The sequence below is a fragment of the Bradyrhizobium oligotrophicum genome, assembly GCF_051168495.1.
GTDB classification, from domain to species: Bacteria; Pseudomonadota; Alphaproteobacteria; order Rhizobiales; family Xanthobacteraceae; genus Bradyrhizobium; species Bradyrhizobium oligotrophicum_A.
Window position 1 is genome coordinate 34983 of sequence record NZ_JBNPVB010000018.1, and the last position, 25235, is coordinate 60217.

Genomic DNA, 25235 nt, shown 5'->3' on the forward strand with positions numbered 1-25235 from the left:
AACGGTGTCATCGCAGTTTCGGATTGAGCGCGTCCCGCAGCCAGTCGCCGAGCAGATTGATCGACAGGATCAGTCCGGCCAGCGCGATGCCTGGGAAGGCGACGATCCACCATTCGCCGGCGAACAGATAGTTGTTGCCGATCCGGATCAGGGTCCCGAGCGATGGCATCGTCTCCGGCATGCCGGAGCCGAGGAACGACAGGGTCGCCTCGGTGATGATCGCAAGCGCGAGATTGATGGTCGCGATGACCAGCACCGGGCCGGTCGTGTTCGGCAGCACGTGGCGCAGCATGATGACGGGCGCAGGCAGGCCGATCAGCTGGGCTGCGGCGACATAGTCCTTGTTCTTCTCGACCATGACGGAGCTGCGCACCGTGCGCGCATATTGCACCCAGAACGAGAGGCCGATCGCCAGCACCAGCACGCCCAGCATGCTCAGCCATTCCAGATGATTGCCCGAGACCGATTTGGCGATGCCGTTGACCAGCAGCGCAATCAGGATCGGCGGGAAGGTGAGCTGCACGTCGGCGATGCGCATGATCACGGTGTCGACGCGGCCGCCGAAATAGCCGGCGATCAGGCCGAGCGCGATCCCGAGCGCGCCGGAGAAGACGACGCCGAGAATGCCGACGAGCAGCGAGATCCGCAGGCCGTAAAGGATCGCCGAGAGCACGTCGCGGCCCTGTTCGTCGGTGCCGAGCAGGAACGGGCTCTGGCCGTCGGCGGTCCACAGCGGCGCGATGCGCGAGTTCAACAGCTGCAATTGCGCGGGATCGAACGGGTTCTGCGGCGACAGCAGCGGCGCGAAGATCGCGAGCAGGAAGAACACCAGCGTGACCACGGCTGCGATCACGGTCAGCTTGGAACGGCGGAACGAGTAGAACAGGTCGCTCGCGAGCGCACGCTTGAGCCAGCCATCGGCGGCGCGCGGCGCCTCGACCGGCGTGGGGTGGGGAAGGGCTGCGTCGCTCATGGTCAGGCCGGTCGGCTGATGGTCGCGCGCAGGCGCGGATCGACCACGGTGTAGAGGATATCAACCACGAGATTGATGGTGACGAAGATCAGCGAGACCATGATGAGGTAGGCCGCCATGATCGGGATGTCGACATTCTGCACCGCCTGCACGAACAAGAGGCCCATGCCCGGCCATTGGAACACCTGCTCGGTGATGATCGAGAACGCGATCACCGAGCCGAACTGCAGCCCAACCACGGTGATGACGGGAACCAGCGTGTTGCGCAGCGCGTGGCCGAAATGGATGGCGCGGGTGGTGAGGCCGCGGGCGCGGGCGAAGCGGATGTAGTCGGTGCGCAGCACCTCCAGCATCTCGGCGCGGACCAGCCGCATGATCAAGGTCATCTGGAACAGGCCGAGCGTGATCGAGGGCATGATCAGCGCCTTCCAGCCGGAGACGGTGAACAGGCCCGACGTCCACCAGCCGAGCCTGACGGTGTCGCCGCGGCCGAACGACGGCAGCCAGCCCAGCGTGACCGAGAACAGATAGATCAGCAGGATGCCGATCAGGAAGGTCGGTAAGGAAATGCCGATCAGCGACACCATCTGGAACAGCTTCGCCATCAGCGAATCCCGGCGCAACGCCGAGAACACGCCCATCAGGATGCCGAAGACCAGCGACAGGATGGTCGCGCAGATCGCGAGCTCCAGGGTCGCGGGCATACGCTCCTTGAGGAGATCCGAGACGGGTTGGCGGAACTGATAGGAGACGCCGAACTTGAACTGCGCCGCGTCGAAAAGATAGCGGCCGAACTGCACGATGAAGGGATCGTCGAGGCCGAGGGATTGCCGGATGCTGGCGCGCTCTGCTGCCGACGCGTCGATCGGCACGATCTGGCTCACCGGATCGCCGGCGAAGCGGAACATGGCGAACGCGATGATTCCGACGGCGATCATGACGCCGATGGCCTGGATCGCTCGGCGAAGCGTGAAGGCGAGCATCTGACCCTTTCAGGACTTGCAAGACGCGGCGGCGGGTAGCACCTGCCGTGGGAAATGAAAAGTCCCGAAAAGCAGTTCTGCTTTCCGGGACTCTTGGTCCGCGGCGCGGACTATTCGGTCTTGGTGGCCAGGAACAGCATCACCTCGTTATCGGCGCGCAGCGGAATCTTCACCTTTTTCGATACGCCCCAGGCCACGGCCTGCTGATGCAGCGGGATGTAGCCATAGTCCTTGATGCCGATCTCGAACGCCTGCTTGATCAGCTGGTCGCGCTTGGCCGTGTCGGTCTCGACCAGGACCTTGTCGGTCAGGGCGTCGAACTCCTTGTTGCAGTAGTTGCCGAGATTGGCCTCGCCCCGCGTCGGGTCCTTGGCGTCGTCACGGCAGCCCATGATGTCATGCATCACGTTGTGCGAGTCCATCGACGACGGCGTCCAGCCGAGCAGGAAGAACGACGTGTTGTAGCCACCCGGCTTCAGCACCTTGGCGAAGTATTGCGCCTTGGGCTGCGCATTCAGGTTCACCTTGACGCCGATGCGGGCGAGCATTCCGACGACGGCCTGGCAGATCGCGGCGTCGTTGACGTAGCGGTCGTTCGGGCAGTCCATCGTGACCTCGAAGCCGTCGGGATAGCCGGCCTCGGTCAAGAGCTTCTTGGCGGCGTCCGGATCGTATTTCGGCCGCGTGAACTCCTTCGAGAGCGAGAACAGCTCCGGCGCGATCATCAGCGCCGACGGCGTCGACAGGCCGCGCATGACACGGGTCTTGATCAGCTCGACGTCGATGGCCTTGTAGAACGCTTCGCGGACGCGGATGTCCTTGAACGGGTTCTTGCCCTTGACGTTCGAGTAGAGCAGCTCGTCGCGGGTCTCGTCCATGCCGAGGAAGATCGTGCGCAGCTCGGGTCCCTTCAGGACCTGCGCGTTCGGGCTGGAATCGACGCGGCCGATGTCCTGCACCGGGACCGGCTCGATGATGTCGACCTCGCCGGACAGCAGGGCCGCGACGCGCGTGGCGTCGGAGGAGATGGTGGTGAACACGATCTCCTTGAGATTGTGCTCGGGCTTCTTCCACCAGCCTGCGAACGGCTTGAACACCGTCTTCACACCGGGCTGATGGCTCTCGATGATGAAGGGGCCGGTGCCGTTCTCATGCAGCGCGGCGTAGCTCGGCGTGGTTGCCGAGACCGGCGTCGGCGCGACCGAGTTGTTGTCCTCGCACCACTTCTTGCTCATGATGTACCACGTGTCCCACTGCGAGATCAGGATGGGATTGGGGGCATCGAGCTTCACGTCGACCGTGTAGTCGTCGACCTTGACGAACTTCGCGTCCGGCGGAACGTTGGACAGGAAGTTGGAGCCGGTGGCGCGAACGCGGTCGGCGGAGAAGATCACGTCGTCGGCGGTGAAGGGTTCGCCATTGTGGAACTTGACACCCTTGCGCAGGTGAAAGCGCCAGCGGGTCGGCTCCGGTGTCTCCCAGCTCTCGGCCAAAGCGGGGATGATCTTCAGATCCTTGTCGCGCGCGGTCAGCCCCTCGTAGAGGTGGGCGTGGTGCGCGATCGTGGTCGATTCCTTGAAGGTGTAGGGATCGAGCGACTTCAGGGTGCCCTGGTTGGCGTAGCGCAGGGTTTGCGCCGAGGCCGGCAGGACGGCGAGGCCGAATGCGACCGCCGCCGCGATGAGCAGGGATTTGCGTCCCGACATATGTTCAAATTCTCCGCGTTTGACGCTTGTTTTCTTGGCAGGTTCTGTTGGCAGCTTGTCCTGGCAGACGCGGATCGCATCCGGCCCGCCTTGGCTCGAAGCCTTGGCTCGAAGTCTTGGCTCGAAGTCTTGGCTCGAAGTTCGTGATGTCTGCAGCGCCTCTTGCACGAACTTCGAGAAGCAACAGGACGCCGGGCGATAGGCTTGCAAGTCTGATGCCGCGCCGGAATGAGTTGGTCCCGAGGTCGGCCTGACGATGCGCCGTAAGACCTGCGGCACATCGATCCGAATGATGTTGCCAGAGTTCAGCGGCCGCACACAAGGGCAGTTTGTTTAAGCCTAAATGATATGGTTATCCCGCAGCCGGCGATGTGCGGCGCACGCAGGCGGCTCGGAGGTCGCATTCGGGTCCCGCGGGGGCCGATTGACCATGTCCCGGGAATTGCGCACCTGCAGCAACGCGCCGCTTGCTAGAGAGGGGGCGGCGCGGTGATACTGCCCTCGGTCCTGGGATGCGAGTCCCGTCGTCACGGGGCTGTGCTGGGAGCAGCGTGGGACGGTTCAAGCAGCGCGGAGCGGAGATGAAAGTCAATATCGAGATCGATTGTACACCGCTCGAAGCCCGGCAGTTCTTCGGACTTCCCGACGTGGGTCCGATGCAGTCCGCCGTGATGGACAGGCTGCAGCATCAGATGACGAGCAACATCGACAAGCTGACCCCTGAAGCGATCATGCAGAGCTGGTTCACCTTCGATCCCCGCCTGGCCGAGCGGTTCCAGGACCTGATGCTGACCATGACCGGCCTCGGCGGCAGCCGCTCGAACGACAAGAAGTCGGCCTGATTTGCGCGTCTGATGTCGTAGGCGTTGCAGCTTTTGGCTGATCTGCTCAGATGGTTCTTGCCGCAATGGGAGCCATCTGCACGATAGGCGGCATGGATCGCCAGCAGGCCGGAGAGCCTGCGGCCGGGAGGACGAATGAGCGCGACGCACATGCCGCCGCTGCAATATGCGGTCACCAATGGAATCCGCATGGGCTACTACGAGGCCGGTCCCGCGACCGACCGGCCGCCCATGATCCTCTGTCACGGCTGGCCGGAGCTGGCCTTTTCCTGGCGGCACCAGATCCGGGCGCTGGCTGATGCGGGCATCCGCGTCATCGCGCCCGACCAGCGCGGCTATGGTGCGACAGACCGGCCCGAGCCGGTCGAGGCCTACGATCTCGAACATCTGACGGCCGATCTCGTCGGCCTGCTCGATCATCTCGACATCGACAAGGCGATCTTCGTCGGCCACGATTGGGGCGGCTTCGTCGTCTGGCAAATGCCGCTGCGCTATCCCGACCGCGTCGCCGGCGTGGTCGGCATCAACACGCCGCATCTGCCGCGCGCGCCCGCCGATCCGATTGCGATCATGCGCAAACGCTTCGGCGACATGATGTACATCGTCCAGTTCCAGGACCCCGGACGCGAGCCGGATCGCATCTTCGGCAGCCGCGTCGCGCAGACTTTCGACGCCTTCATGCGCAAGCCACTGCCGCGAACGGATGCTGCGCCCCCGGAGCCGCCTGTGGGAGGCATTGCGGCCTCGGCGTCGCTGAACCTTGCTTTCCCGCAGATGATCGCGGCCTATGATTCCGCCAAGGATGCACGGCAGCGGATCTTATCGGACGACGAGAAGCAGGTGTTCGTCGAGACCTTCACGCGCACCGGCTTCACGGGCGGCATCAACTGGTACCGCAACATGACGCGCAACTGGCAGCGTTCGGAACATCTCGACCACACCGTGCGCGTGCCGTCGCTGATGATCATGGCGGCAAACGATGCCGTGCTGCCGCCCTCCGCCGCCGACGGCATGGAGAAGCTGGTCCCGGACCTCGAGAAATATCTCGTCCGCGACAGCGGCCATTGGACCCAGCAGGAGCAGCCGGAGGAAGTCAGCGCCAAGCTGATCGAATGGCGAAGACGGCGGTTCGGCTGAAGCTCGCTGTGGTGGTTCAGTGAAAGAACAGGAAGGCAGATCGTATGCCTTCCGGAGAGGCTGCGGCGGCGGCAATCATCAGGTGTCATCCCGGACAAGCCTGCCGACGCAACGCGTCGGCGGGCGCCGATCCGGGATCCATAACCACCGAACGCAATCAGGCGCGCGGAACGTGCCGCCTGCCCATTTCGGACATCACGCGGTATGGGTCCCGGCGTTCGCCGGGACAACAGCTCGATTTGGGCGGCCCCGCGGGCTACGAGCGCGAAGGTCTAAGCTGCCTGCGCATTCGCGCCGTGCGCATGCTCGGCGATCGCCGTGATGATCTGCGGCCACATCGGGATCGTGATGGCGTGGCCCATGCGCTCGATCATCAAGAGCTTGGCATTGGGGATCGACGCCGCGGTGTCCTTGCCGGCGGTGTGATGGACCAGCGGATCGACGGTGCCGTGGATCACCAGGGTGGGGGCCTTGACCGCATGCAGCCGCGGCTTGCGGCTGCCGGAGGCCAGGATCGCCCGCAACTGGCGGCCGACGCCGGCCGGGTTGAGGCCGCGCGCAAAGCAGCGTTCGGCGAGTGCGACATCGCGCGCCTCGTCCTCGGGGAAGGAGCCGACGCGCAGCGCGCGCCAGGTTTTCTGGAAGCGCCTGATGTACTCGTCTTTCGTCTTCGGCGGCGGCGCCATCAGCAGCATCGCGACCTCGCGGGTCGGCGGCGGAATGCGCGGATTGCCTGTCGTCGACATGATCGAGGTCAACGAGCGCACGTGATGCGGAAAGGAGAGCGCGATCTCCTGCGCGATCATGCCGCCCATCGAGGCGCCGACCAGATGCGCCGACTTGATGTCGAGCGCCTCCATCAGGCCGACCGTGTCCTTGGCCATGTCGAGCAGCTTGTAGGGCGCCGACACCGGGATGTTGAAGAACCGCAGCTTGATCAGTTCGAACGGCGTCAGCCGGCGCCCGCCATGCAGCTTGCTCGACTGGCCGATGTCGCGATTGTCGAAACGGATGACGCGGAAGCCGCGGCTTGCAAGCTGTTCGCAGAACTCGTCGTCCCAGATGATCATCTGTGCGCCCAGGCCCATGATCAGCAGAAGCGGAGGCGCCGACGGCTCTCCGAAGATTTCGTAGCAGATGTCGATACCGTTGGCGCGCACCATCTGCGGCGGCTGATGGACGGTTGCAGTCACGTGATCCCTCTTTCAAGCATTAGGAACCCTCTATGCCACGGTTCTGTTGCTTGAGAGAAGCAGACTACAAGGTCTCCCGCATCGCAACGAAGACGTGCTATGAGAGGTTGTGTTTGAGTCTCGTTGGTCTGAAGGAGCGTGCCGATGGTGAACAAATCCGGCGATCCGATCGCACTCTGGCAACAGATGGTCGGTGAGATGCAGAAGACCTTCAGCGCCTTCACGCGGCTGCGCCCGATGGGCGTGACGCCGGGTCCATCCTCCGATGATCCCGCAACTGGTTCAGGAAACGGACACAAGCCCATGGCCGATTTGATGGAGAACTACTTCGCCGGCATGAACGTGCCGAGTCGTGGTCAACTCACCGCCTTGAATGAGCGGCTCGCCTCGATCGAGGGCGAGCTGGCGGTGACGCGGGCGCTGCTGAAGGAACTGCTGGCCACCACACAGGTGCCACAGCCGGTGCCGCAGCCGCCCGCCGATCTGGCTCCCGAGTTGAACGAGATCAAGGGCTTGCTCGACCGGCTTCTCGCCGCACCCAAGCCCCAGCCGGCGGCGCCTCCGGTCGACCTCACGCCGGACTTGAAGGGGATCAAGGATCTGCTCAACGAGCTTCTCGCCGCAGTCAAGGCGCCGCAGCCGGCGGCAAAACCCGCCGTCGACGTCACGCCGCAGTTGAGCGAGATCAAAGCGTTGCTCGACCAGATGCAGAACATTGTGCCCGATCCGGCTCCGACCGTGGCGATCAAGGACGAGTTGCGCGAGATCCGGGCTCTGCTCGACGCGTTGATGAAGCCGGTGCAACCGGCCGAAGTCGAGCCCAAAGCCGACGACGCGGCTCCAAAGGCGGCAGAGCCGGTCCGGCCGGGAAAGAACCGCAACAAGAAGCACGGCGGCACCGCCGCCGAGCATTGAAGTCCGGCCTTCCGGATATGCGGCCGAGCGGTTCGGCGGTGGCCGTTGCTTCCCTCCATCCTCCCATAATGGTGCACTGCAACATTTTTGTTGCGACGCATCATTCGAGCTGATATAGCTGAGTCACTCCGGTTTCATAAGAAACGGAGTGAGCCCATAGCTCAGACGCATTGAGGATGGAGACGACCATGACCACCGAGACCAACAACGTGTTCGAGACTGTCAAGGATGCCTTCGCGCCGATGACCGACGCGTTCAAGAACCTGCAGACCATGGAAGTTCCGGAGTCCGCGCGGGAGTTCGTCAAGAAGACCGCGTCGACGGCCAAGGAGCGCGCTGCGGAGGCCCTGGCGGGCTCCGAGAAGGTGACCTCGGCGATCGAGACCGCCGTGTTCGACGGCGTGACCGAGGCCGGCAAGATCAGCCGCAACATCCAGCAGGCGCTGTATCAGGACACCGAGGCGTTCTTCGACGGCCTCGACAAGCTCGCATCGGCCAAGTCGATCAGCGAAGCGGTTCAGATTCAGGGTGAGCTGGCCCGTGCCCGTGGCGAGGCGCTCGTCGCACGTGCGAAGTCGACCAGCGAATATGTCGGCAAGCTCGTCACCGAGGGCGCCAAGGTCGCCCAGGAGAACATGGCCAAGGCCTACAACAAGACCGCCTGATCGCTTGACGCATCAGTCGATCGTTCTGAAGGCCCGCTTGCGCGGGCCTTTTCTTTTGTGATCAGGCGAAACCGGATAAAGCGGAGGCATGCCGCAGCCGCTGTCCCGCATCGTCAATCAGCTCAAGAGCGAACCGTCGCGGACCGGCTCGCTGATCATCACCGTGTTCGGCGATGCCATCGTGCCGCGCGGCGGCAGCGTCTGGCTCGGCAGCTTGCTCGCCTTCTTCGAGGGGCTTGCGATCGACGGCAGCGTGGTGCGCACGGCGATGTCGCGGCTGACGGCGGAAGGCTGGTTCGAACGCACCAAGAGCGGCCGCAACAGCTTCTATCGGCTGACGAGGCGCGGCGAGCAGACCTTCGCCGGCGCAACCCGCCACATTTACGATTCGCCGCCGGCCGAATGGAACGGCAGCTTCGAGCTGCTGCTGATCGGCAGCGCCGATGACCGTGAGCAGGCCCGGACCGCGCTGCGCGACGCCGGCTTCGGCAGCCCGCTGGCCGGCGTGTTCGTGGCGCCCACCAGCATTGTCGTGCCGGATGCCGTCGAAGGGGCGATCCGGCTGCAGGCCTCCGCGGGCTCCGACATGGCGCGGCGGCTGGTGGCGGAGAGCTGGGCGCTGGAGCGGACGGCGGACGCCTACCGCAGATTCAGCGCCTCGTTCGCGCCGCTGAAGGGCAGCATCGCGCGCGGCGAGGCGCTATCCGACGGCCAGGCCTTCACCGCCCGGATCCTGCTGATCCATCACTACCGCCGTATCGTGCTGCGCGATCCGCTGTTGCCGGCCGAGCTGCTGCCCAGGGACTGGCCGGGCCGGCAGGCGCGTACCCTGTGCGGCCAGATCTACCGGCTGCTGCTGCCGGGCGCGGAGCGCTGGCTCGATGCCCACGCGACCAATGAGGACGGACCGTTGCCCGCGGCGGATGCGGCCCTGTCTCGGCGTTTCGCCGACGAGGATGACACGCTCTGATATATTACAAGAATCGATTGCATCTGTTGAATCTTGTTATATATTGGCTGCAACCAAGTCCTGGGAGGACGCCGCCGCATGTATACGCAGGCGCTTAATTCGCCCGAGGAGGGCAGCCTCGCCGAGGACGCCGGGCGCGCCTCGCGCTTTCAGGCCCGCATCGACGCCGAGGAGCGCATCGAGCCGAACGACTGGATGCCCGCGGCCTATCGCAAGACGCTGGTCCGGCAGATCTCCCAACACGCCCATTCCGAAATCGTCGGCATGCTGCCCGAGGGCAACTGGATCACGCGTGCGCCGAGCCTGCGCCGCAAGGCCGCGCTGCTCGCCAAGGTCCAGGACGAATGCGGTCATGGGCTGTATCTCTACGCCGCCGCCGAGACGCTCGGCGCCTCGCGCGAGGAGCTGGTCGACGCGATGCTGGCCGGCAAGGCCAAGTACTCCTCGATCTTCAACTACCCGACCCTGACCTGGGCGGATATCGGCGTGATCGGCTGGCTGGTCGACGGCGCCGCGATCATGAATCAGATCCCGCTGTGCCGCTGCTCCTACGGTCCCTATGCGCGCGCGATGATCCGCGTCTGCAAGGAAGAGTCGTTTCATCAGCGCCAGGGCTACGAGATCATGCTCACGCTGTGCCGCGGCACGCCCGAGCAGAAGGCGATGGCGCAGGATGCGCTGAACCGCTGGTGGTGGCCGGTGCTGATGATGTTCGGTCCGCCGGATCAGGCCAGCCAGCACAGCGACACCTCCACCAAATGGAAGATCAAGCGCTTCTCGAACGACGAGCTGCGCCAGAAGTTCATCGATGCCACCGTGCCGCAGGCGCAGTATCTCGGCCTCACCATTCCTGATCCAGAGATGAAGCAGGACGAGCAGGGCCACTGGCGGCACGGCCCGATCGATTGGAACGAGTTCAAGCAGGTGCTGGCCGGCAACGGCCCGTGCAATCGCGATCGGCTGGCCGCGCGACGCAAGGCGCATGCCGACGGCGCCTGGGTGCGCGACGCCGCGGTCGCCTATGCCGATAAGCGCGCGCGGCGCCAGATGGCGCAAGCCGCCGAATAGCAGGGAGAGAGCAAGATGGCGACGCCGAACACGCCGTTGTGGGAAGTGTTCATCCGCAGCCGCAACGGCCTCGCGCACAAGCATTGCGGCTCGTTGCACGCGCCCGACGCCACCATGGCGCTGCAGGCCGCGCGCGACCTCTACACCCGTCGCGGCGAAGGCCTGTCGATCTGGGTGGTGCCGTCGAGCGCCATCACCGCGTCGGATCCCGCCGACAAGGGCATGATGTTCGAGCCGGCGGAGTCCAAGATCTATCGCCACCCGACATTCTACGAAGTGCCCGAGGACGTCGGGCATATGTAGTTGAAGCTCCTCATGGTGAGGAGGCGCGTAGCGCCGTCTCGAACCATGAGGCCGGAGTGTGTAGCCCATCCTTCGAGACGCCCGCCCGCGGCGGGCTCCTCAGGATGAGGCGGAATGCGCGGCTGCAAAGGCAATCAACTATGACCGCCCCCTCGATCACCGTCTCCGAAACACCGCTGGTGCTCTACACGCTGCGCCGGGCCGATGATGCGCTGATCCTCGGCCATCGTCTCTCCGAATGGTGCGGTCACGCCCCGATGCTCGAAGAGGACATGGCGCTGTCCAACATGGCGCTCGATCTGATCGGCCAGGCCCGCGAGCTCTATGGCTATGCCGCCAAGGTCGAGGGCCGTGACAATGACGAGGACAATCTCGCTTATCTCCGCGACGTCAGGCAATACCGCAACCTGCTGCTGGTCGAGCGTCCCAATGGCGACTTCGCGCAGACGATGGTGCGGCAGCTGTTCTATGCAGCGTTCGCCGATCTCTATTGGCGCGGCATGATGGGTTCGAGCGATGCGACATTGGCGGCGATCGCGGCCAAGTCGGAGAAGGAATTCGCCTATCATCTGCGCCACGCCAGCGAATGGGTCATCCGGCTCGGCGACGGTACCGACGAGAGCCACGGCCGCGCGCAAGGGGCGGTCGACGATCTCTGGGCCTATACCGGCGAGATGTTTGGCGTCGATGATGCCGAGCGTGTCCTGATCGATGCCGGCATTGCGATCGACCCGACGATGCTGCTGCCGGAATGGCTGTCGATCGTCTCGCACGTCGCGCGCGAGGCGACACTGGTCTTGCCGGAGAACGAGTGGATGCAGCAGGGTGGCCGCGACGGCCGCCACAGCGAGCATCTCGGCCATCTGCTCAGCGAACTGCAACATATGCAGCGCAGCTTTCCCGGTGCGACGTGGTAGTCGCGGACCTCAGTCCGGCCGACCTGCGCCGGCGCGCCTGGGAGGCGGCGGCGTCGGTGGCGGATCCGGAAATTCCGGTGTTGACCATTGACGATCTCGGCGTGCTGCGCGAGGTCGAAGTGGTTGGCGAGCGCGTGGAGGTCGCGATCACGCCGACCTATTCGGGCTGTCCGGCGATGAACATAATCGCGCTGGAGATCGAGCTCGCACTGGAGCGCGCCGGGTTTCGCGCGGCTCACGTCCGCACCGTGCTGTCGCCGGCCTGGACCACGGACTGGATGAGCGAGGAGGGCCGGCGCAAGCTGCGCGACTACGGCATCGCGCCGCCGCAGGCTTCGAGCGGCCGCCGCGCGCTGTTCGGCGTCGCCGAGGTGGCGTGCCCGCAATGCGGCTCTGATGACACCGAGCAACTCGCCGAATTCGGCTCGACCTCGTGCAAGGCGCTGTGGCGCTGCAAATCCTGCCGCGAGCCGTTCGATTATTTCAAGTGCCACTGATGCCGCCACATCCGTCATTGCGAGCGCAGCGACGTGTCCGCCGAAGCCCAATGGACGTAGGCGGAAGCAATCCAGAGTCGAGTGCGCAGCCCTGGATTGCTTCGCTGCGCTCGCAATGACGCGGGGATAGAACCGATGTCGACAACGCCACGCTTTCACCGCCTTGCCGTTCGTGACCTTCGCCGCGAAGCGCCTGATGCGGTGTCGCTGACTTTTGCGGTCCCTGACGAACTGGTCGCGGACTATCAGTTCGCGCCCGGACAATACCTCACGCTCAAGACCACGCTCGGCGGTGAAGAGGTGCGTCGGTCGTATTCGATCTGCTCCGGCCCCGATGAAAACGAGATCCGCATCGCCGTGAAGCGCGTCGACGGCGGCGCGTTCTCCAGCTTCGTCACTGACGAGCTGAAGCGCGGCGACGAGATCGACGTGATGACGCCGACCGGGCGTTTCGGCGTGGCGCTGCAGCCGGAGGCCGCGCGCACCCATGTCGGCTTCGCCGCCGGCTCAGGCATCACGCCGATCCTGTCGATCGTGAAAGCCGTGCTGGCGCGCGAGCCCAATAGCCGCTTCTTCCTGTTCTACGGCAACCGCACCACCGCCGGCATGCTGTTCCGCGAGCAGCTCGAGGAGCTGAAGGATCGCTTCCTCGATCGCTTCTCGGTGTTCCACGTCATCTCCGGCGAGGACCAGGATTTGCCGATCCTGCACGGCCGCCTCGACGGCGAGAAGGTGCGCCTGCTGCTGCGCTCGCTGGTGCCGGCCGAGCGCGTCGATCACGTCTTCATCTGCGGTCCCACAGGAATGAGCGAGGATATCGAGGCCGCCTGCCACGCGCTGGGCATCGCCGACGACCGCGTCCATATCGAGCGCTTCGTCTCCGGCGCCGGCGGCAAGCCGCGGCCGAAGATGGTCATTCCGGATTCGGCTCAGCCAAAAGCCATCGCCGCCCTGATCATCGACGGCAAGCGCCGCGAGGTCCCGGTCGCCGACGGCGAGGCCATCCTCGACGCCGCGCTGCGCGCCGGCGTCGACCTGCCCTTCGCCTGCAAGGGCGGCATGTGCTCCACCTGCCGCGCCAAGCTGGTCGAGGGCAAGGCCGAGATGGAGCTGAACTACTCGCTCGAGCTCTGGGAGCTGCAGGCCGGCTTCGTGCTGACGTGCCAGGCGAGGCCGGTGACGGAGCGGGTGGTGGTGGATTACGATCATATGTGAGGGCACGCTCCGCTCTCGACCCTCACCCTGAGGAGCCCGCCGCAGGCGGGCGTCTCGAAGGGCGAGGCCCGTGCTGTGGCCTCATGATTCGAGACGGGCCGTGCGGCGCTCCTCACCATGAGGAGATGGGGCGTTGCTCGGACTTGTGGCTTTGAACTCCGTTTGGACGCGGCGAAGGTTTTCACTTGAAAGTCGTTCTCCGTGCCGAGAGAGCCCGTAGGCCATCGAGATCGCCGCGTATAAGCGCGTCTTTCTTGGCGCGGCTCCACTTTTTCAACGGCGTTCGCTTTCGATGGCGTCCGTGATCCGCTCGAACCATTGCGTGTAGACCAGTTTGACGGGACGACGGGTCAGCGTGTAGCCACCGAAGGTCCCGTCATTGTGCTGGGCCACCCGTAGTTCCAGCGACGTTCTGGTCGTTCCGATATAGAGGCGGCCGTCGGCGCAGAGGACGATGTAGAGATACGCTCCTTCGGTCATCAGACTTCTCGTACTGTCGACCCTCACCCTGAGGAGCCCGCCGCAGGCGGGGGTCTCGAAGGGCGAGGCCTGCACTGTGGCCTCATGGTTCGAGACGCGCCTGCGGCGCTCCTCACCATGAGGGGCAAAAGCCGACGGCGGCACTGCACACCGGACCATGAACACGCCGAGAGGCGTGTTCATGGAGAGGGGTGAGATGGCAAAGCTAGGATGCATCATTCCGCCGGCCTCCGATCCTTGATCCGCTTGGCCTTGCCGGCCGAGCGCTCCAGCGTGTCGGGCGGGACAGCCTTCACCTTTGCCGTCACGCCGATGGTGTTCTTGATGTGGATCGAGATGCGCTCGGCGTGCTCGCCGAGGGCGGATTCGTTCCAATGTTCCGGGCGCGATTCCGCATAGATCGTCAGTTCGTCCATGCGGCCTTCGCGTGTGAGCTCCAGCATGAAATGGCCGCCGCACCATTCGGTGGTCAGCAGGATCTCCTCGATCTGCGAGGGGAACAAATTGACGCCGCGCAGGATGATCATGTCGTCGGAGCGGCCCGTCACCTTCTCCATCCGCCGCATGCCGGGCCGCGCCGTGCCCGGCAGCAGCCGCGTCAGGTCGCGGGTGCGGTAGCGGATCACGGGGAACGCCTCCTTGGTCAGCGAGGTGAACACCAGTTCGCCGATCTCGCCGTCGGGCAGCACCCGGCCGGTGTCGGGGTCGACGATCTCCGGATAGAAATGATCCTCCCAGATGTGCAGCCCGTCCTTGGTCTCCAGGCATTCCTGCGCTACACCGGGGCCGATCACCTCGGACAGGCCGTAGATGTCGGTCGCATCCATTGCGAACGCGTCCTCGATCTCGGCGCGCATCGCGTTGGTCCAGGGCTCGGCGCCGAAGATACCGATCTTGAGCGAGCTCTGCCGGGGATCGAGGCCCTGGCGCTTGAACTCATCGAGGATCGCCAGCATGTAGCTCGGCGTCACCGTGATGATGTCGGGACGGAAATCATTGATGAGCTGCACCTGCCGCTCGGTCATGCCGCCGGAGATCGGCACCACGGTGCAGCCGAGCTCCTCGGCGCCGTAGTGCACGCCGAGGCCGCCGGTGAACAGGCCATAGCCATAGGCATTGTGGATGATCATGCCGCTGCGGCCGCCGGCGGCACGGATCGAGCGCGCCATCACGTGCGACCAGGTCGCGATGTCGGCCCTGGTATAGCCGACCACGATCGGCTTGCCGGTGGTCCCTGAGGAGGCGTGCACGCGCACAAGCTGCTCACGCGGCACGGCAAACATGTTGAATGGATAGTTGTCGCGCAGGTCGGTCTTTACCGTGAACGGGAATTTGGCGAGATCGGCAAGCTCGCGGAAGTCGGCAGGATGCACGCCCGCCGTGTCGAAGGCGCGGCGGTAATGGGCGACGTTGTCATAGGCGTGGGTCAGCGACCAGGCGAGCCGCTTCGTCTGCAGCGCCATGATCTCGTCGCGCGAAGCGCGCTCGGTCTGGTCCATCTCGGGGACGTAGCTGCCGGCCAATTGATGCTTGCTCGATGTCATGGCGTCAGGTCCTCCGGCAGGAACGTGGTCGAAAGGGTCAAGTCGCGTGGTTTGCTTCGGTTGGGACCAGCGTCCCGCCGATGCTGCGGGAATGCCCGCGAAACTCCGCGATCACGGTGTCGCCCGCGGTCACGCGGACGTCGTAGATGCCGGAGCGGCCGCTGCGCGAAATCTCGCTGGCGCGGGCCACCAGGACATCGCCGAGCTTTCCCGGTCGGATGAAGCTGATGCTGCCCTGCGCGGCCACGGTGCGGTCGTTGTGCGAGTTGCAGGCGAACGCGAAGGCCGAATCGGCGAGCGTGAAGATGAAGCCGCCATGGGCGATGCCGTGGCCGTTGACCATGAGCGGCTGCACCGTCATCTGCAGGGTGGCGCGCCCCGGGCCGATCTCGACGATCTCCATGCCGAGCCCCTGGCTGGCGCGATCCTCCCGCCACATCGCGTCGGCGCAGGCGCGGGCAAGAGCCTCCGGCGACAGTCCCGTCGCGCCGCTCACTGCCGGGCCTCCAGGCACGCACGGCCGATCGGCCACGCAAACGGCTGCGCTTGTGAAACCACGGCGTTCTCTCCCGCTGATGCTTGTTGGAACAAGCATTCTCATCTAGTTAGGGCTGACATCGTGGCAAAGTTTCCGCGCGCGTCAAGCAAAAGCGATGCTTACGCAACGCGCGCACCGCCGCCTCTCTTTTTCGTAACCCGAAGGATTCCCGACCGTGCCGGAAGCCGCCAATCTGGCCGTGATGGCCGGTCTTTTGATCGGCCTGGTCTATGGCGTCGTCGGGCTTCTCAGCGGCTTCTGCATGATGAGCAGCCTGCGCGGCTGGTGGGCCGATGGCGACGGCCTGAAGGTGCGAACCTACGCGCTGGCGATGGGGATCGCGGTCGTCGCCACGCAGGTGCTCGCGGCCGACGGTATCGTCGATCTCGGCAAGTCGATCTATCTGCAGCCGACCTTCTCCGTGCCGCTGATGTTTTCAGGCGGCGTCCTGTTCGGCTATGGCATGGTGCTGGCCAATGGCTGCGGCTCGCGCGCGCTGGTGCTGCTCGGCCGCGGCAACCTGCGCTCCTTCGTCGTGGTGACGGTGCTGGCGATCGCGGCCGAGATGACCTTGAAGGGCCTGATCGCGCCGCTGCGGATCGCGCTGCTGCAGGGCTCGCAGACCGCGGCAACCGCAACGTCGCTGCCTGCGCTGCTGTCGGTCGGCGGCCTGCATGGCGCGCCAGCGCGGCTCGTGCCGGCGCTCGCGCTCGGTGGCGCGCTGATCGCCTTCGCCTTCGCGCATGCGCCGTTCCGGCGCGCGCCGGGGCAGATGCTTGCGGGGCTGATCGTCGGGCTGCTGATCGCAGCAGGCTGGTTCGCGACCGGCTCTCTCGGCGCCGATGAGTTCAATCCGGCGCCGGTGGCCTCGCTGACCTTCGTCGCGCCGATCGCCGATGGCCTGCAATATGTGATGCTGTCGACCGGCTCGACGGTGAATTTCGGTATCGCGACCGTCGCCGGCGTGCTCGTCGGAAGTCTGGTGACGGCGGTGGCGACGCGCCGCTTCGAGCTCGAAGGCTTTCACTCGCCGCAGCACATGCTGCGCTCGGCCGGCGGCGCCGCGCTGATGGGAATCGGCGGCGTGATGGCTCTCGGCTGCTCGGTCGGGCAGGGTCTGACGGGGCTCTCGACCCTGGCGCTGCCGTCGTTCGTCGCTATCGCCGGAATCTTCATCGGCACGGCGGCGGGCTTGCGTGGCGCGCTGCGCGTGCGGCCGCTCAAGATCGAGCCGCAGCCGGCGCGTTGAATCACGATGCGTTTCTATTGAATAAAGAGCCATCTTGCGGCTGGCTCGGTGTACCTCGCCCCGCTTGCGGGGAGAGGTCGGATTGCATCGAAGATGCAATCCGGGTGAGGGGGTACAGGTCGTGCCACATACACTTCCCGTGCGTCTGCCCCTCACCCCAACCCTCTCCCCGTAAAGACGGGGAGAGGGAGCGCGCCGCCGTCGAACATCACGCATCGAGCTGTGTTTCAAGCTTACTCCACCGCGCGTGTGACGATGCGGATCTCCGAGGTCAGGGTCCGGTGCACCGGGCACTTGTCGGCGATCTCCATCAGCCGCTTGCGCTGCTCGTCGTCGAGCGCGCCGTCGAGGTGGATCTCGCGTTCGAGCTGATCGATCAGGCCGACCTTGGTCTCGCACTCCGCGCAATCCTCCGCATGAATCTTGCTGTGGCGCAGGGTGACGGTGATGCGGTCGAGCGGCAGCGCCTTGCGATCGGCATAGAGCCGCATCGTCATCGAGGTGCAGGCGCCGAGTGCCGCCAGCAGCAGGTCGTAAGGGCCGGGGCCGGAATCCTGGCCGCCGACGGAGAGGGGCTCATCGGCCGTCAGCCGATGCGGGCCGAGCGCGATGCTCTGCTGCAGCTTGCTGGTGCGGGTCTCGCGCACGACGACATCGCGTGGACCATCCTGAGCTGCGGGCGAGGCCGTCGGCGCTGCAACGTAGCGGCTGGCCCAGCTCGCGATCATCTCGGCGATGTCCGCGGCGTCCTCCTTCCGGCTGATCAGATGATCGGCATGATCGAGCGAGATGAAGCTCTTCGGATGCTTGGCGGCGACGAAAATGTGGGTGGCGTTGTCGATGCCGACGGTGTCGTCGAGCGGCGAGTGCATCACCAGCAGCGCCTTGTGCAGATGCTTGACCCTGTCGAGCAGGCGCTGCTCGGCGACGTCGTCGAGGAAGGAGCTGCTGATGCGGAACGGACGGCCGGCGAGCGAGACTTCCGCCGAACCGTCGCGGCGGATCGCCTCGATGCTGCCTTTGAACATGTTGGTGACGTGACCGGGATCCGAAGGCGCCGCGATCGTCACCACGGCCTTCGCATCCGGGATGTCGCCCGCTGCGGCCAGCACCGCGGCGCCGCCCAGGCTGTGGCCGATCAGGATCGCCGGCGCCTGCCTGATATCACGCAGATGATCGGCGGCGCGGACGAGATCGGCAACGTTGGACGAAAACGTCGTGTTGGCGAAGTCGCCTTCGCTGGAGCCCAGCCCGGTGAAGTCGAACCTGAGCACCGCGATGCCGTGCGCCGTCAGCGCCATCGCGATGCGCCGCGCCGCATGGGTGTCCTTGCCGCACGAGAAGCAATGCGCGAACAGCGCATACGCCCGTGGCGCGCCGTCGGGGAGATCGAGGGCCGCGGACAGTCTGTCGCCGCCTGCGCCGTCAAATTGGAACCGTTCGGTCGGCATGGTTGGTCTCCAATCGTTGCATCTTCACAGCAACTCGCGACCGCGCATGATCACTCGCGCGGAGGCAGAAGCTCGATCACCTGTTCACCGTGTCGGATCGCCGTCGGCAGGTCCTGCGCGACAAGATCGGTAATCCATCGGATGAGCGCCGGCAGTGCTTCGTCCTTCGCCTGCCGGCGAAGTGGAGGCAAGTCGCGTTCGTGCGCGGTGCCGACTTTGATGTTGAGACGCTCATAAGGAATGTCGCCGTCCGGTGGCCGATATCGTGCATCGAACAGGCGCCTGCCGTGGCTGCGAACGAGATGGATGCGAATGCCGCCGAGATCTCTCGCGGTCAGCGCGGCGAGGATGACGGAAGGCTTCAGAAGATACCCATAGCCCTTGGGAATCTTGCCGGTCTCAGAGGTGAACTCCATGCTGTGTCTCTGGCACGTTCGGATATGACGATCCCTGTGCTGAACCGCAGTTCAGAGCTCGTCGGAACTCAGCCTGCAGCATCCATCAAGATACATCGCCACGCTGGTCGTTACTGCGCCCTCTCCCCTTGTGGGAGAGGGCATGTAGGACGGAGCAGCACACTCGCTTGGGTGAGGGGTATGCCTCCGCGATCGCGGTCCGCGGAGAGAGACCCCTCACCCAACCGAGGGACTGGATAGGCCGGAGATGCCCTCTCCCACAAGGGGAGAGGGCGCTGTATCGCGCAGTCACCCTCGGATATTTGTAACGAACTCGGCCCCGCAGGTGCCACCGTTCTCTTCTGGGCGGCGGGACGATGGTGGGGACGACGCTTCGCGTCCTTGCCCACCCTGCGGCTCTGTCATTTCCTCACTCCGAATAACGCTGCTCGGCCCAGGGGTCACCGCGGTTGTGATAGCCGCGCAACTCCCAATAGCCGGGCTGGTCCTTGTCCAGGAATTCGATCGCCTTCAGCCATTTCGCGCTCTTCCAGAAATACAGATGCGGCACCACGACGCGCACCGGGCCGCCATGCTCCCCTGTGATCGGCGCGCCCGACCAACTGTGCGCGAGCAGCGCGTCCTCGGCAGCGAAATCCTCCAGCGCAAGGTTGGTGGTGTAGCCGTCATAGGAATGCAGCACGACGAAATCAGCGTGCTCGCGTGGGCGGCAGGCGGCGAGCAGGTCGCGCGTGGCAAGCCCCTCCCATTGATTGTCGTAGCGCGACCAGGTCGTGACGCAATGGATGTCGGAGACGAACTGGCGCTGCTCCTGGGCCAGGAAGGTGGGCCAGTCCCAGAACAGCGGAGTCTCAACCGCACCATAGACGTCGAGCCGCCAGCGCTCGGATGTGACCGACGGCGTCACGCCGAGGTCGAGCACGGGCCAGTCGCGGGTTAGATGCTGGCCCGGCGGCAGGCGCTGCTCCTCGGGCCGCACGATGCGGCCGGTCAGGAACTTGCCCTCGCGCGCCCAGCGCTCCTTGCTGCGGGTCAGCTTGCTCTCGGGCGGCAGCCCGGACTCGTCAGCCATGTCGGCACCTTCGTCGGTTGGTCTTGCTCACGCCTGCCGGTGCATCGCCGTGGCGTGCTGGCGTCGTGCATGGCATGACCGGTTCAGCGGGATCATAGTCAAACGTGGGCTCCGGCCCAATGCCTTTGAAGCATCATGCGGTCACCGGCTGACAGGCCCCGCGTATGGAACTCAGTCTGGTCCAGCGGGCTGGACCAGACTGCCGATGGTCCGCTCAGCTCTTCGGCGCGCGGGGATCGATCGGCGTCGCGTCGGCGAGCCCGAGAATGTCCTCCAGCACCTTGGCGCCTGCCAGCAGTCCGGCGTCGTTGCGCGGCCGTGCGATCACCTGCAGACCGACGGGGAGGCCCGATGCGGTGAAGCCGCAGGGCAAGGACAGCGCCGGGCAGCAGGCGAGCGTGATCGCGTAGACGATGCCGAGCCACTGCACGTAATTGTCGAATGTGTGCCCGGCGCATTCGGCGACGTAGCGGTGCTCGACCGGGAAGGGCGGCACGATCGTCGCCGGCGCCAGCAGCAGGTCGTAGGTCTCGAAGAACTTCACCGCGCGCGCGGTGATCGCCACGCGCTGCGCCTCGGCGCGCGCGATCTGCGCGACCGTCAGCTTCAGGCCTTCCTCGATGTTCCAGATCACCTCGGGCTTCAACAGGTCGCGCTTGGTGCGCAGCAGCTCGGCCTTGCTCATCGCGAAATCGAGCGCGCGCAGCACGTGGAAGCAGTCATGCGCCTCGCTGAAGTCCGGATGCGTTTCCTCGACGATCACGCCCAATTCGGCGAAGCGCTGCGCGGCCTTGCGGGTGACGGCGATCACTTCAGGATCGACCGGCGTGATGCCGAGGTCGGGCGAGTAGGCGACGCGGATCGGCGTCTTGGCCGAACGGGCCGCGGCCAGGAACGAGGTCGCGGGCGAGGGCAGCGAGATCGGATCGGCGGCATACTCGCCGCTCATCGCGTCCAGCAGCAGCGCGAGATCCTCGACACTGCGCGCCATCGGGCCCTGGACGCCGAGATTGCGGTCGACGGCGACGCCAGGCGTATGCGCCACGCGGCCGAAGCTCGGGCGCAGGCCGACGATACCGCAGAAGCTCGCGGGGTTGCGCAGCGAGCCGCCCATGTCGGAGCCGTGCGCCAGCCAGGCCATGCCGGTGGCGAGCGCAACGGCCGCGCCGCCGGAGGAGCCGGCCGCCGAGCGCGAAATGTCCCACGGATTGCGCGTCGCGCCGAACACCTCGTTGAAGGTGTTGGCGCCGGCGCCGAACTCCGGCGTGTTCGACTTGGCGTAGATCACGCCGCCATTGGCTTCGAGATGCGTGACCAGGAGATCGGAGCGTTCCGGAATCCGGTCCTTGTAGATCGGCGAGCCTTGCGTGGTCAGCACGCCCTGGACATCCGTGAGGTCCTTGATCGGCACGGGAAGTCCGGCGAGCAGCCCGCGCTCCGAGGCCTTCTTCTGCATCAGCGCCTTGGCGTGATCGCGCGCGCGGTCGAAGCATAGCGTCGGCAGCGCATTGACCTTGTCGTCGACCGCTGTGATGCGCGCCTCCAGCGCATCGAGGCAATCGAGCGGGGTGACCTCGCCGGACTTCAACTTGTCGACGACGGCGCAGGCGGTCTCGCGGATCAATCCCTGGTCGGCCAAAATGCAGTTCTCCTGATTGGAAGCGTCCCGGCGCCACGTCGTAGATCATGTTTCGCCCGGCGTGGAAAGATCGCCGCTGTCAACCCCACCCTGCGCTGATGCCGCCGTCGACGGTATAGATCACGCCCGAGGTGTAGCCGGCGCGATTCGACGCCAGAAACGCCATCAAATCGGCGATCTCTCTGACATGCGCGGGACGGCCGAGCGGCAGGCCCTTCTGGAATTCGGTGTAGCGGCTCTCGTCGCCGAATTGCTGCTGCGCGCGGGTTTTCAGCAGGGTGACATGGCGGTCGGTGCCGACCGGGCCTGGATTGATGCCGACGACGCGGATGTTGTCGGCGAGGCTCTTGGAGCCGAGCGCGCGGGTGAAGGCCATCAGCGCCGCATTGCCGGCGCTCCCGCAGATATAGTTGGCGTCGAACTTCTCGCCGGCCGCGCCGATGTCGTTGATGATCACGCCGGCCCCGCGCGCCTTCATCTGGGCATAGACCAGCCGCGTCAGGTTGATGAAGCCGAATACCTTGAGGTCCCAGGCATGCCGCCAGGCCGCCTCGTCGATCTTGTCGATCGCGCCGCCCGGAATGTCGCCGGCATTGTTGACGAGGATGTCGATGTCGGACGCCTCATGCGCCAGCCGCGCGACGTCCTCGGACTTGCGCAGGTCCACGACATGCGCGGCCGCATCGATCTGGTGCTTGGAGCGGAGCTGCTCGACCAGCGCCCCGAGCCGGTCGCCGCTGCGTGCGGCGAGCCTGACATGGCAGCCTTCCTCGGCAAAGGCTTCGGCCGCTGCAGCGCCGATCCCCTTGGACGCGCCGGTGATGAGAACGCGCTTGCCGCGAAGGTGAAGGTCCATGAACATGCTCGCTGGATGGGAGGAGACGTGATTGTCGGGCGCGCCAGCCATGCGGTCAATCTTGCACCGCAGCGTTGCGCTTCCCGGCCGTTTGGTCCATTCAAACGCTGACAATTCAGCCGGCACGGCCGGCCCAGACATCTCAAGGATCCGCTCGATGAGCAAGAAGCCCTATCGCATCGCAGTCATTCCCGGCGACGGCATCGGCAAGGAGGTCATGCCCGAGGGCATTCGCGTGATCGAGGCCGCCGCCAAGAAGCACGGCGTCGCGGTGCAGTTCGATCATTTCGACTTCTCGAGCTACGACTATTACGAGAAGCACGGCCAGATGATGCCGGACGACTGGAAGGCCCAGATCGGCGGCCATGACGCGATCTATTTCGGTGCGGTCGGCTGGCCGGCAAAAATCGCCGACCACGTTTCGCTGTGGGGCTCGCTGATCAAGTTCCGCCGCGAGTTCGATCAATATGTGAACCTGCGCCCCGTGCGGCTGATGCCGGGCGTGCCGTCGCCGCTGGCGGGCCGCAAGCCGGGCGACATCGATTTCTGGGTGGTGCGCGAGAACACCGAGGGTGAATACTCCTCGGTCGGCGGCCGCATGTTCCCCGACACCGATCGCGAGTTCGTCACCCAGCAGACGGTGATGACGCGCACCGGCGTCGACCGCATTTTGAAGTTCGCCTTCGAGCTGGCGCAGTCGCGGCCGAAGAAGCATCTGACCTCGGCGACCAAGTCGAACGGCATCTCGATCACGATGCCGTACTGGGACGAGCGCGTCGAGGCGATGGCGAAGAACTATCCGGGCGTGAAGTGGGACAAGTACCACATCGACATCCTCACCGCGAACTTCGTGCTGCATCCGGACTGGTTCGACGTCGTCGTCGGCTCCAACCTGTTCGGGGACATTCTCTCGGATCTCGGCCCGGCCTGCACCGGCACCATCGGCATCGCGCCATCGGGCAACATCAATCCCGAGCGCAATTTCCCGTCGGTGTTCGAGCCGGTGCACGGCTCGGCGCCTGACATCGCCGGGCAGGGCATCGCCAATCCGATCGGCATGATCTGGTCGGGCGCGATGATGCTGGAGCATCTCGGAGAGACAACCGCGGCGCAGTCGATCGTCGGCGCCATCGAGCGCACGCTGGCGGAGCGGACGTTGCGGACGCGGGATCTTGGCGGCAATGCCGACACGACGGCGTGCGGCAAGGCGGTTGCGGAGATGGTGGATTAGTTCAGTATTAGTAGCCCAGCGCCCGGTGCACCCTCTCCCCTTGTGGGAGAGGGTGCACCGAGCAAGTCCTGCTATTATTCCTTCGCCGCGCGTCGGCAGGACTCGCTGACGTGTAGGGTGGGCAAAGGCGCGGCCTCGCTGTATCCCCACATGAGATCGCGGTGGCGCCGTGCCCACCGTCTTGCCGCGTGCGCGCTGATGGATGGTGGGCACGCTGCCGCCTGCGCGGCCGCTTTGCCCACCCTGCGCGTCAACCATTATTCCTTCGCCACCCGGCGGCAATGCTCCCACGCCGCGTGGATCAGGTTCTCGCTCGCTTCCGGCGTGCGGAAGGCGGAGTGCGCCGACAGCGTCACGTTCGGGATGGTCGTCAGCACATGACCGGCGGGCAGCGGCTCGGTGGTGAAGACGTCGAGGCCGGCGTGGCGGATGTGGCCGGAGCGCAGCGCGTCGATCATGGCGGGCTCGTCGACGATGGCGGCGCGGGCGGTGTTGACGAAGATCACGCCCTGGCGCATCTGCGCGATGCGCTCGCGTGACAGGAAGCCGCGGGTCTCGTCGTTGAGCAGAAGGTGCAGCGACACGATCTGGCTGGTCGCCAGCAACTGATCGAGAGACACGAACTCGACGCCCGGATGGCTCTTCGGCGAGCGGTTCCAGGCGATCACCTTCATGCCGCTGCCGGACGCGATGCGCGCGACCTCGGCGGCGATGCCGCCGAAGCCGATCAGGCCGAGCGTCTTGCCGGTGAGCTGCATGCCGTCGTCGCGCAGCCAGTTGCCGGCGCGCATCTCGCGGTCCATCTGTGCGAGGCCGCGCGCCGAGGCCCACATCAGTGCGATGGCGGCTTCGGCGACGGCCGTGTCGCCATAGCCCTTGATCAGGTGGACGGTGATGCCGAGCTCGGCCAGTTCTTCCGGGTTCATGTAGCTGCGGGCGCCGGTGCCGAGGAAGACGACGTGCTTGAGGCCCTTGCACTGTTTCGCGACATCGGTCGGCAGCGCGGTGTGATCGACCACGCCGATCTCGGCGCCGTCGAGAATGGCCGGCCAGTCCTCGGGCTTGATGTCGGGATCGAGGTGCACGCGCATCTCGGGATCGCCCGATTGGCGCTGCCGCTCGAAGATATCGGCAAGCGATTCGTTGGCGTCGATGAAAACTCCGCGCACGGATACCTCCTGATAAGATCCCATTCAGTAGATGGGAGTAGGGCGACTGACTGTGGTTCTGGTCGAAGCGTCTCGGGCCTCATGGTTCGAGACGCGCCGTAGGTATGGACCGGCTTTGCCGCACCAGCTCGGGCGCGGCGCTCCTCACCATGAGGTTCAAAAGCCGAGGCGGTACTGCACACCGGACCATGAACACGCCGAGAAGC

Annotated in this window: 25 protein-coding genes; 12 read left to right on the top strand and 13 right to left on the bottom strand. The window is 65.4% G+C overall.

Annotated features, from left to right (window positions below; translation table 11 throughout):
• Positions 1–7 precede the first annotated feature (7 nt).
• From ACQR1B_RS27880 to ACQR1B_RS27890, 3 genes are all read right to left on the bottom strand, one after another.
• Positions 8–973 (bottom strand): ABC transporter permease, encoded by a 966-nt coding sequence (locus tag ACQR1B_RS27880; protein ID WP_434835678.1) that lies wholly within the window; start codon positions 971–973, stop codon positions 8–10.
• Positions 974–975: 2 nt separating this feature from the next.
• Positions 976–1956, bottom strand: coding sequence for an ABC transporter permease (locus ACQR1B_RS27885; protein WP_434835677.1), 981 nt, complete (start codon positions 1954–1956; stop codon positions 976–978).
• Positions 1957–2066: 110 nt separating this feature from the next.
• Positions 2067–3662 carry an ABC transporter substrate-binding protein gene (locus tag ACQR1B_RS27890; protein ID WP_434835676.1) on the bottom strand — a complete coding sequence of 532 codons (1596 nt, stop codon included), beginning with the start codon at positions 3660–3662 and terminating at the stop codon, positions 2067–2069.
• Between the two features lie 581 nt (positions 3663–4243).
• On the opposite strand from ACQR1B_RS27890, the gene ACQR1B_RS27895 reads away from it, so the two are divergent.
• Both ACQR1B_RS27895 and ACQR1B_RS27900 read left to right on the top strand, forming a co-directional pair.
• Positions 4244–4504: a DUF6489 family protein gene (locus ACQR1B_RS27895; RefSeq protein WP_434835675.1), complete on the top strand. Its 261-nt coding sequence runs from the start codon at positions 4244–4246 to the stop codon at positions 4502–4504.
• Between the two features lie 135 nt (positions 4505–4639).
• The gene (locus ACQR1B_RS27900; RefSeq protein ID WP_434835674.1) at positions 4640–5641 is read left to right on the top strand and encodes an alpha/beta fold hydrolase; all 1002 of its coding nucleotides are present in this window, start codon (positions 4640–4642) and stop codon (positions 5639–5641) included.
• Positions 5642–5913: 272 nt separating this feature from the next.
• Here the strand turns inward: ACQR1B_RS27900 and ACQR1B_RS27905 are convergent, their stop codons facing one another.
• Complete coding sequence (locus ACQR1B_RS27905) at positions 5914–6834, bottom strand: alpha/beta fold hydrolase (RefSeq protein WP_434835673.1); 921 nt, start codon at positions 6832–6834, stop codon at positions 5914–5916.
• Positions 6835–7032: 198 nt separating this feature from the next.
• Between ACQR1B_RS27905 and ACQR1B_RS27910 the strand changes: the two genes are divergently transcribed.
• The 8 genes from ACQR1B_RS27910 (at position 7033) to paaE (ending at position 13384) form a co-directional block, all read left to right on the top strand.
• Positions 7033–7749 carry a hypothetical protein gene (locus tag ACQR1B_RS27910; RefSeq protein ID WP_434835672.1) on the top strand — a complete coding sequence of 239 codons (717 nt, stop codon included), beginning with the start codon at positions 7033–7035 and terminating at the stop codon, positions 7747–7749.
• A gap of 188 nt (positions 7750–7937) precedes the next feature.
• On the top strand, positions 7938–8414 hold the full coding sequence (locus ACQR1B_RS27915; RefSeq protein WP_434835671.1) for a phasin: 477 nt from the start codon (positions 7938–7940) through the stop codon (positions 8412–8414).
• Positions 8415–8502: 88 nt separating this feature from the next.
• Positions 8503–9384, top strand: coding sequence for a phenylacetic acid degradation operon negative regulatory protein PaaX (paaX, locus tag ACQR1B_RS27920; protein WP_434835670.1), 882 nt, complete (start codon positions 8503–8505; stop codon positions 9382–9384).
• A gap of 78 nt (positions 9385–9462) precedes the next feature.
• Positions 9463–10452, top strand: coding sequence for a 1,2-phenylacetyl-CoA epoxidase subunit PaaA (gene paaA, locus ACQR1B_RS27925; protein WP_434835669.1), 990 nt, complete (start codon positions 9463–9465; stop codon positions 10450–10452).
• A gap of 15 nt (positions 10453–10467) precedes the next feature.
• Positions 10468–10755, top strand: a complete 288-nt coding sequence (gene paaB, locus ACQR1B_RS27930; RefSeq protein WP_434835668.1) for a 1,2-phenylacetyl-CoA epoxidase subunit PaaB — start codon at positions 10468–10470, stop codon at positions 10753–10755.
• Positions 10756–10895: 140 nt separating this feature from the next.
• Positions 10896–11672 carry a 1,2-phenylacetyl-CoA epoxidase subunit PaaC gene (gene paaC / locus ACQR1B_RS27935; RefSeq protein ID WP_434835667.1) on the top strand — a complete coding sequence of 259 codons (777 nt, stop codon included), beginning with the start codon at positions 10896–10898 and terminating at the stop codon, positions 11670–11672.
• Positions 11666–12169 (top strand): 1,2-phenylacetyl-CoA epoxidase subunit PaaD, encoded by a 504-nt coding sequence (paaD, locus tag ACQR1B_RS27940; RefSeq protein ID WP_434835666.1) that lies wholly within the window; start codon positions 11666–11668, stop codon positions 12167–12169. The genes paaC and paaD overlap by 7 nt, the downstream gene beginning before the upstream one ends.
• A gap of 135 nt (positions 12170–12304) precedes the next feature.
• The gene (gene paaE / locus ACQR1B_RS27945; RefSeq protein ID WP_434835665.1) at positions 12305–13384 is read left to right on the top strand and encodes a 1,2-phenylacetyl-CoA epoxidase subunit PaaE; all 1080 of its coding nucleotides are present in this window, start codon (positions 12305–12307) and stop codon (positions 13382–13384) included.
• Positions 13385–13657: 273 nt separating this feature from the next.
• Here the strand turns inward: paaE and ACQR1B_RS27950 are convergent, their stop codons facing one another.
• The 3 genes from ACQR1B_RS27950 to paaI form a co-directional block, all read right to left on the bottom strand.
• On the bottom strand, positions 13658–13864 hold the full coding sequence (locus tag ACQR1B_RS27950; RefSeq protein WP_434835664.1) for a GIY-YIG nuclease family protein: 207 nt from the start codon (positions 13862–13864) through the stop codon (positions 13658–13660).
• 215 nt (positions 13865–14079) lie between these two features.
• Positions 14080–15408, bottom strand: coding sequence for a phenylacetate--CoA ligase PaaK (gene paaK, locus ACQR1B_RS27955; RefSeq protein ID WP_434835663.1), 1329 nt, complete (start codon positions 15406–15408; stop codon positions 14080–14082).
• A gap of 37 nt (positions 15409–15445) precedes the next feature.
• Complete coding sequence (gene paaI / locus ACQR1B_RS27960) at positions 15446–15904, bottom strand: hydroxyphenylacetyl-CoA thioesterase PaaI (RefSeq protein WP_434835662.1); 459 nt, start codon at positions 15902–15904, stop codon at positions 15446–15448.
• 244 nt (positions 15905–16148) lie between these two features.
• Here paaI and ACQR1B_RS27965 point away from each other — a divergent pair, with 244 nt between their 5' ends.
• Positions 16149–17195, top strand: coding sequence for a YeeE/YedE family protein (locus tag ACQR1B_RS27965; RefSeq protein ID WP_434835705.1), 1047 nt, complete (start codon positions 16149–16151; stop codon positions 17193–17195).
• Positions 17196–17428: 233 nt separating this feature from the next.
• Here ACQR1B_RS27965 and ACQR1B_RS27970 read toward each other — a convergent pair whose 3' ends face one another.
• From ACQR1B_RS27970 to ACQR1B_RS27990, 5 genes are all read right to left on the bottom strand, one after another.
• Positions 17429–18646, bottom strand: a complete 1218-nt coding sequence (locus ACQR1B_RS27970; protein ID WP_434835661.1) for a bifunctional alpha/beta hydrolase/OsmC family protein — start codon at positions 18644–18646, stop codon at positions 17429–17431.
• A gap of 50 nt (positions 18647–18696) precedes the next feature.
• Positions 18697–19062, bottom strand: a complete 366-nt coding sequence (locus ACQR1B_RS27975; protein ID WP_434835660.1) for a hypothetical protein — start codon at positions 19060–19062, stop codon at positions 18697–18699.
• A gap of 409 nt (positions 19063–19471) precedes the next feature.
• On the bottom strand, positions 19472–20134 hold the full coding sequence (locus ACQR1B_RS27980) for a sulfite oxidase-like oxidoreductase (RefSeq protein WP_434835659.1): 663 nt from the start codon (positions 20132–20134) through the stop codon (positions 19472–19474).
• A gap of 214 nt (positions 20135–20348) precedes the next feature.
• Positions 20349–21773 (bottom strand): amidase, encoded by a 1425-nt coding sequence (locus tag ACQR1B_RS27985; protein WP_434835658.1) that lies wholly within the window; start codon positions 21771–21773, stop codon positions 20349–20351.
• 79 nt (positions 21774–21852) lie between these two features.
• The gene (locus ACQR1B_RS27990) at positions 21853–22629 is read right to left on the bottom strand and encodes an SDR family oxidoreductase (RefSeq protein ID WP_434835657.1); all 777 of its coding nucleotides are present in this window, start codon (positions 22627–22629) and stop codon (positions 21853–21855) included.
• 157 nt (positions 22630–22786) lie between these two features.
• Here ACQR1B_RS27990 and ACQR1B_RS27995 point away from each other — a divergent pair, with 157 nt between their 5' ends.
• A complete protein-coding gene (locus ACQR1B_RS27995) occupies positions 22787–23860 on the top strand; it encodes a tartrate dehydrogenase (RefSeq protein ID WP_434835656.1) in 1074 nt (357 codons plus the stop codon).
• 257 nt (positions 23861–24117) lie between these two features.
• Here the strand turns inward: ACQR1B_RS27995 and ACQR1B_RS28000 are convergent, their stop codons facing one another.
• A complete protein-coding gene (locus ACQR1B_RS28000) occupies positions 24118–25029 on the bottom strand; it encodes an NAD(P)-dependent oxidoreductase (RefSeq protein WP_434835655.1) in 912 nt (303 codons plus the stop codon).
• Between the last annotated feature and the right edge of the window lie 206 nt (positions 25030–25235).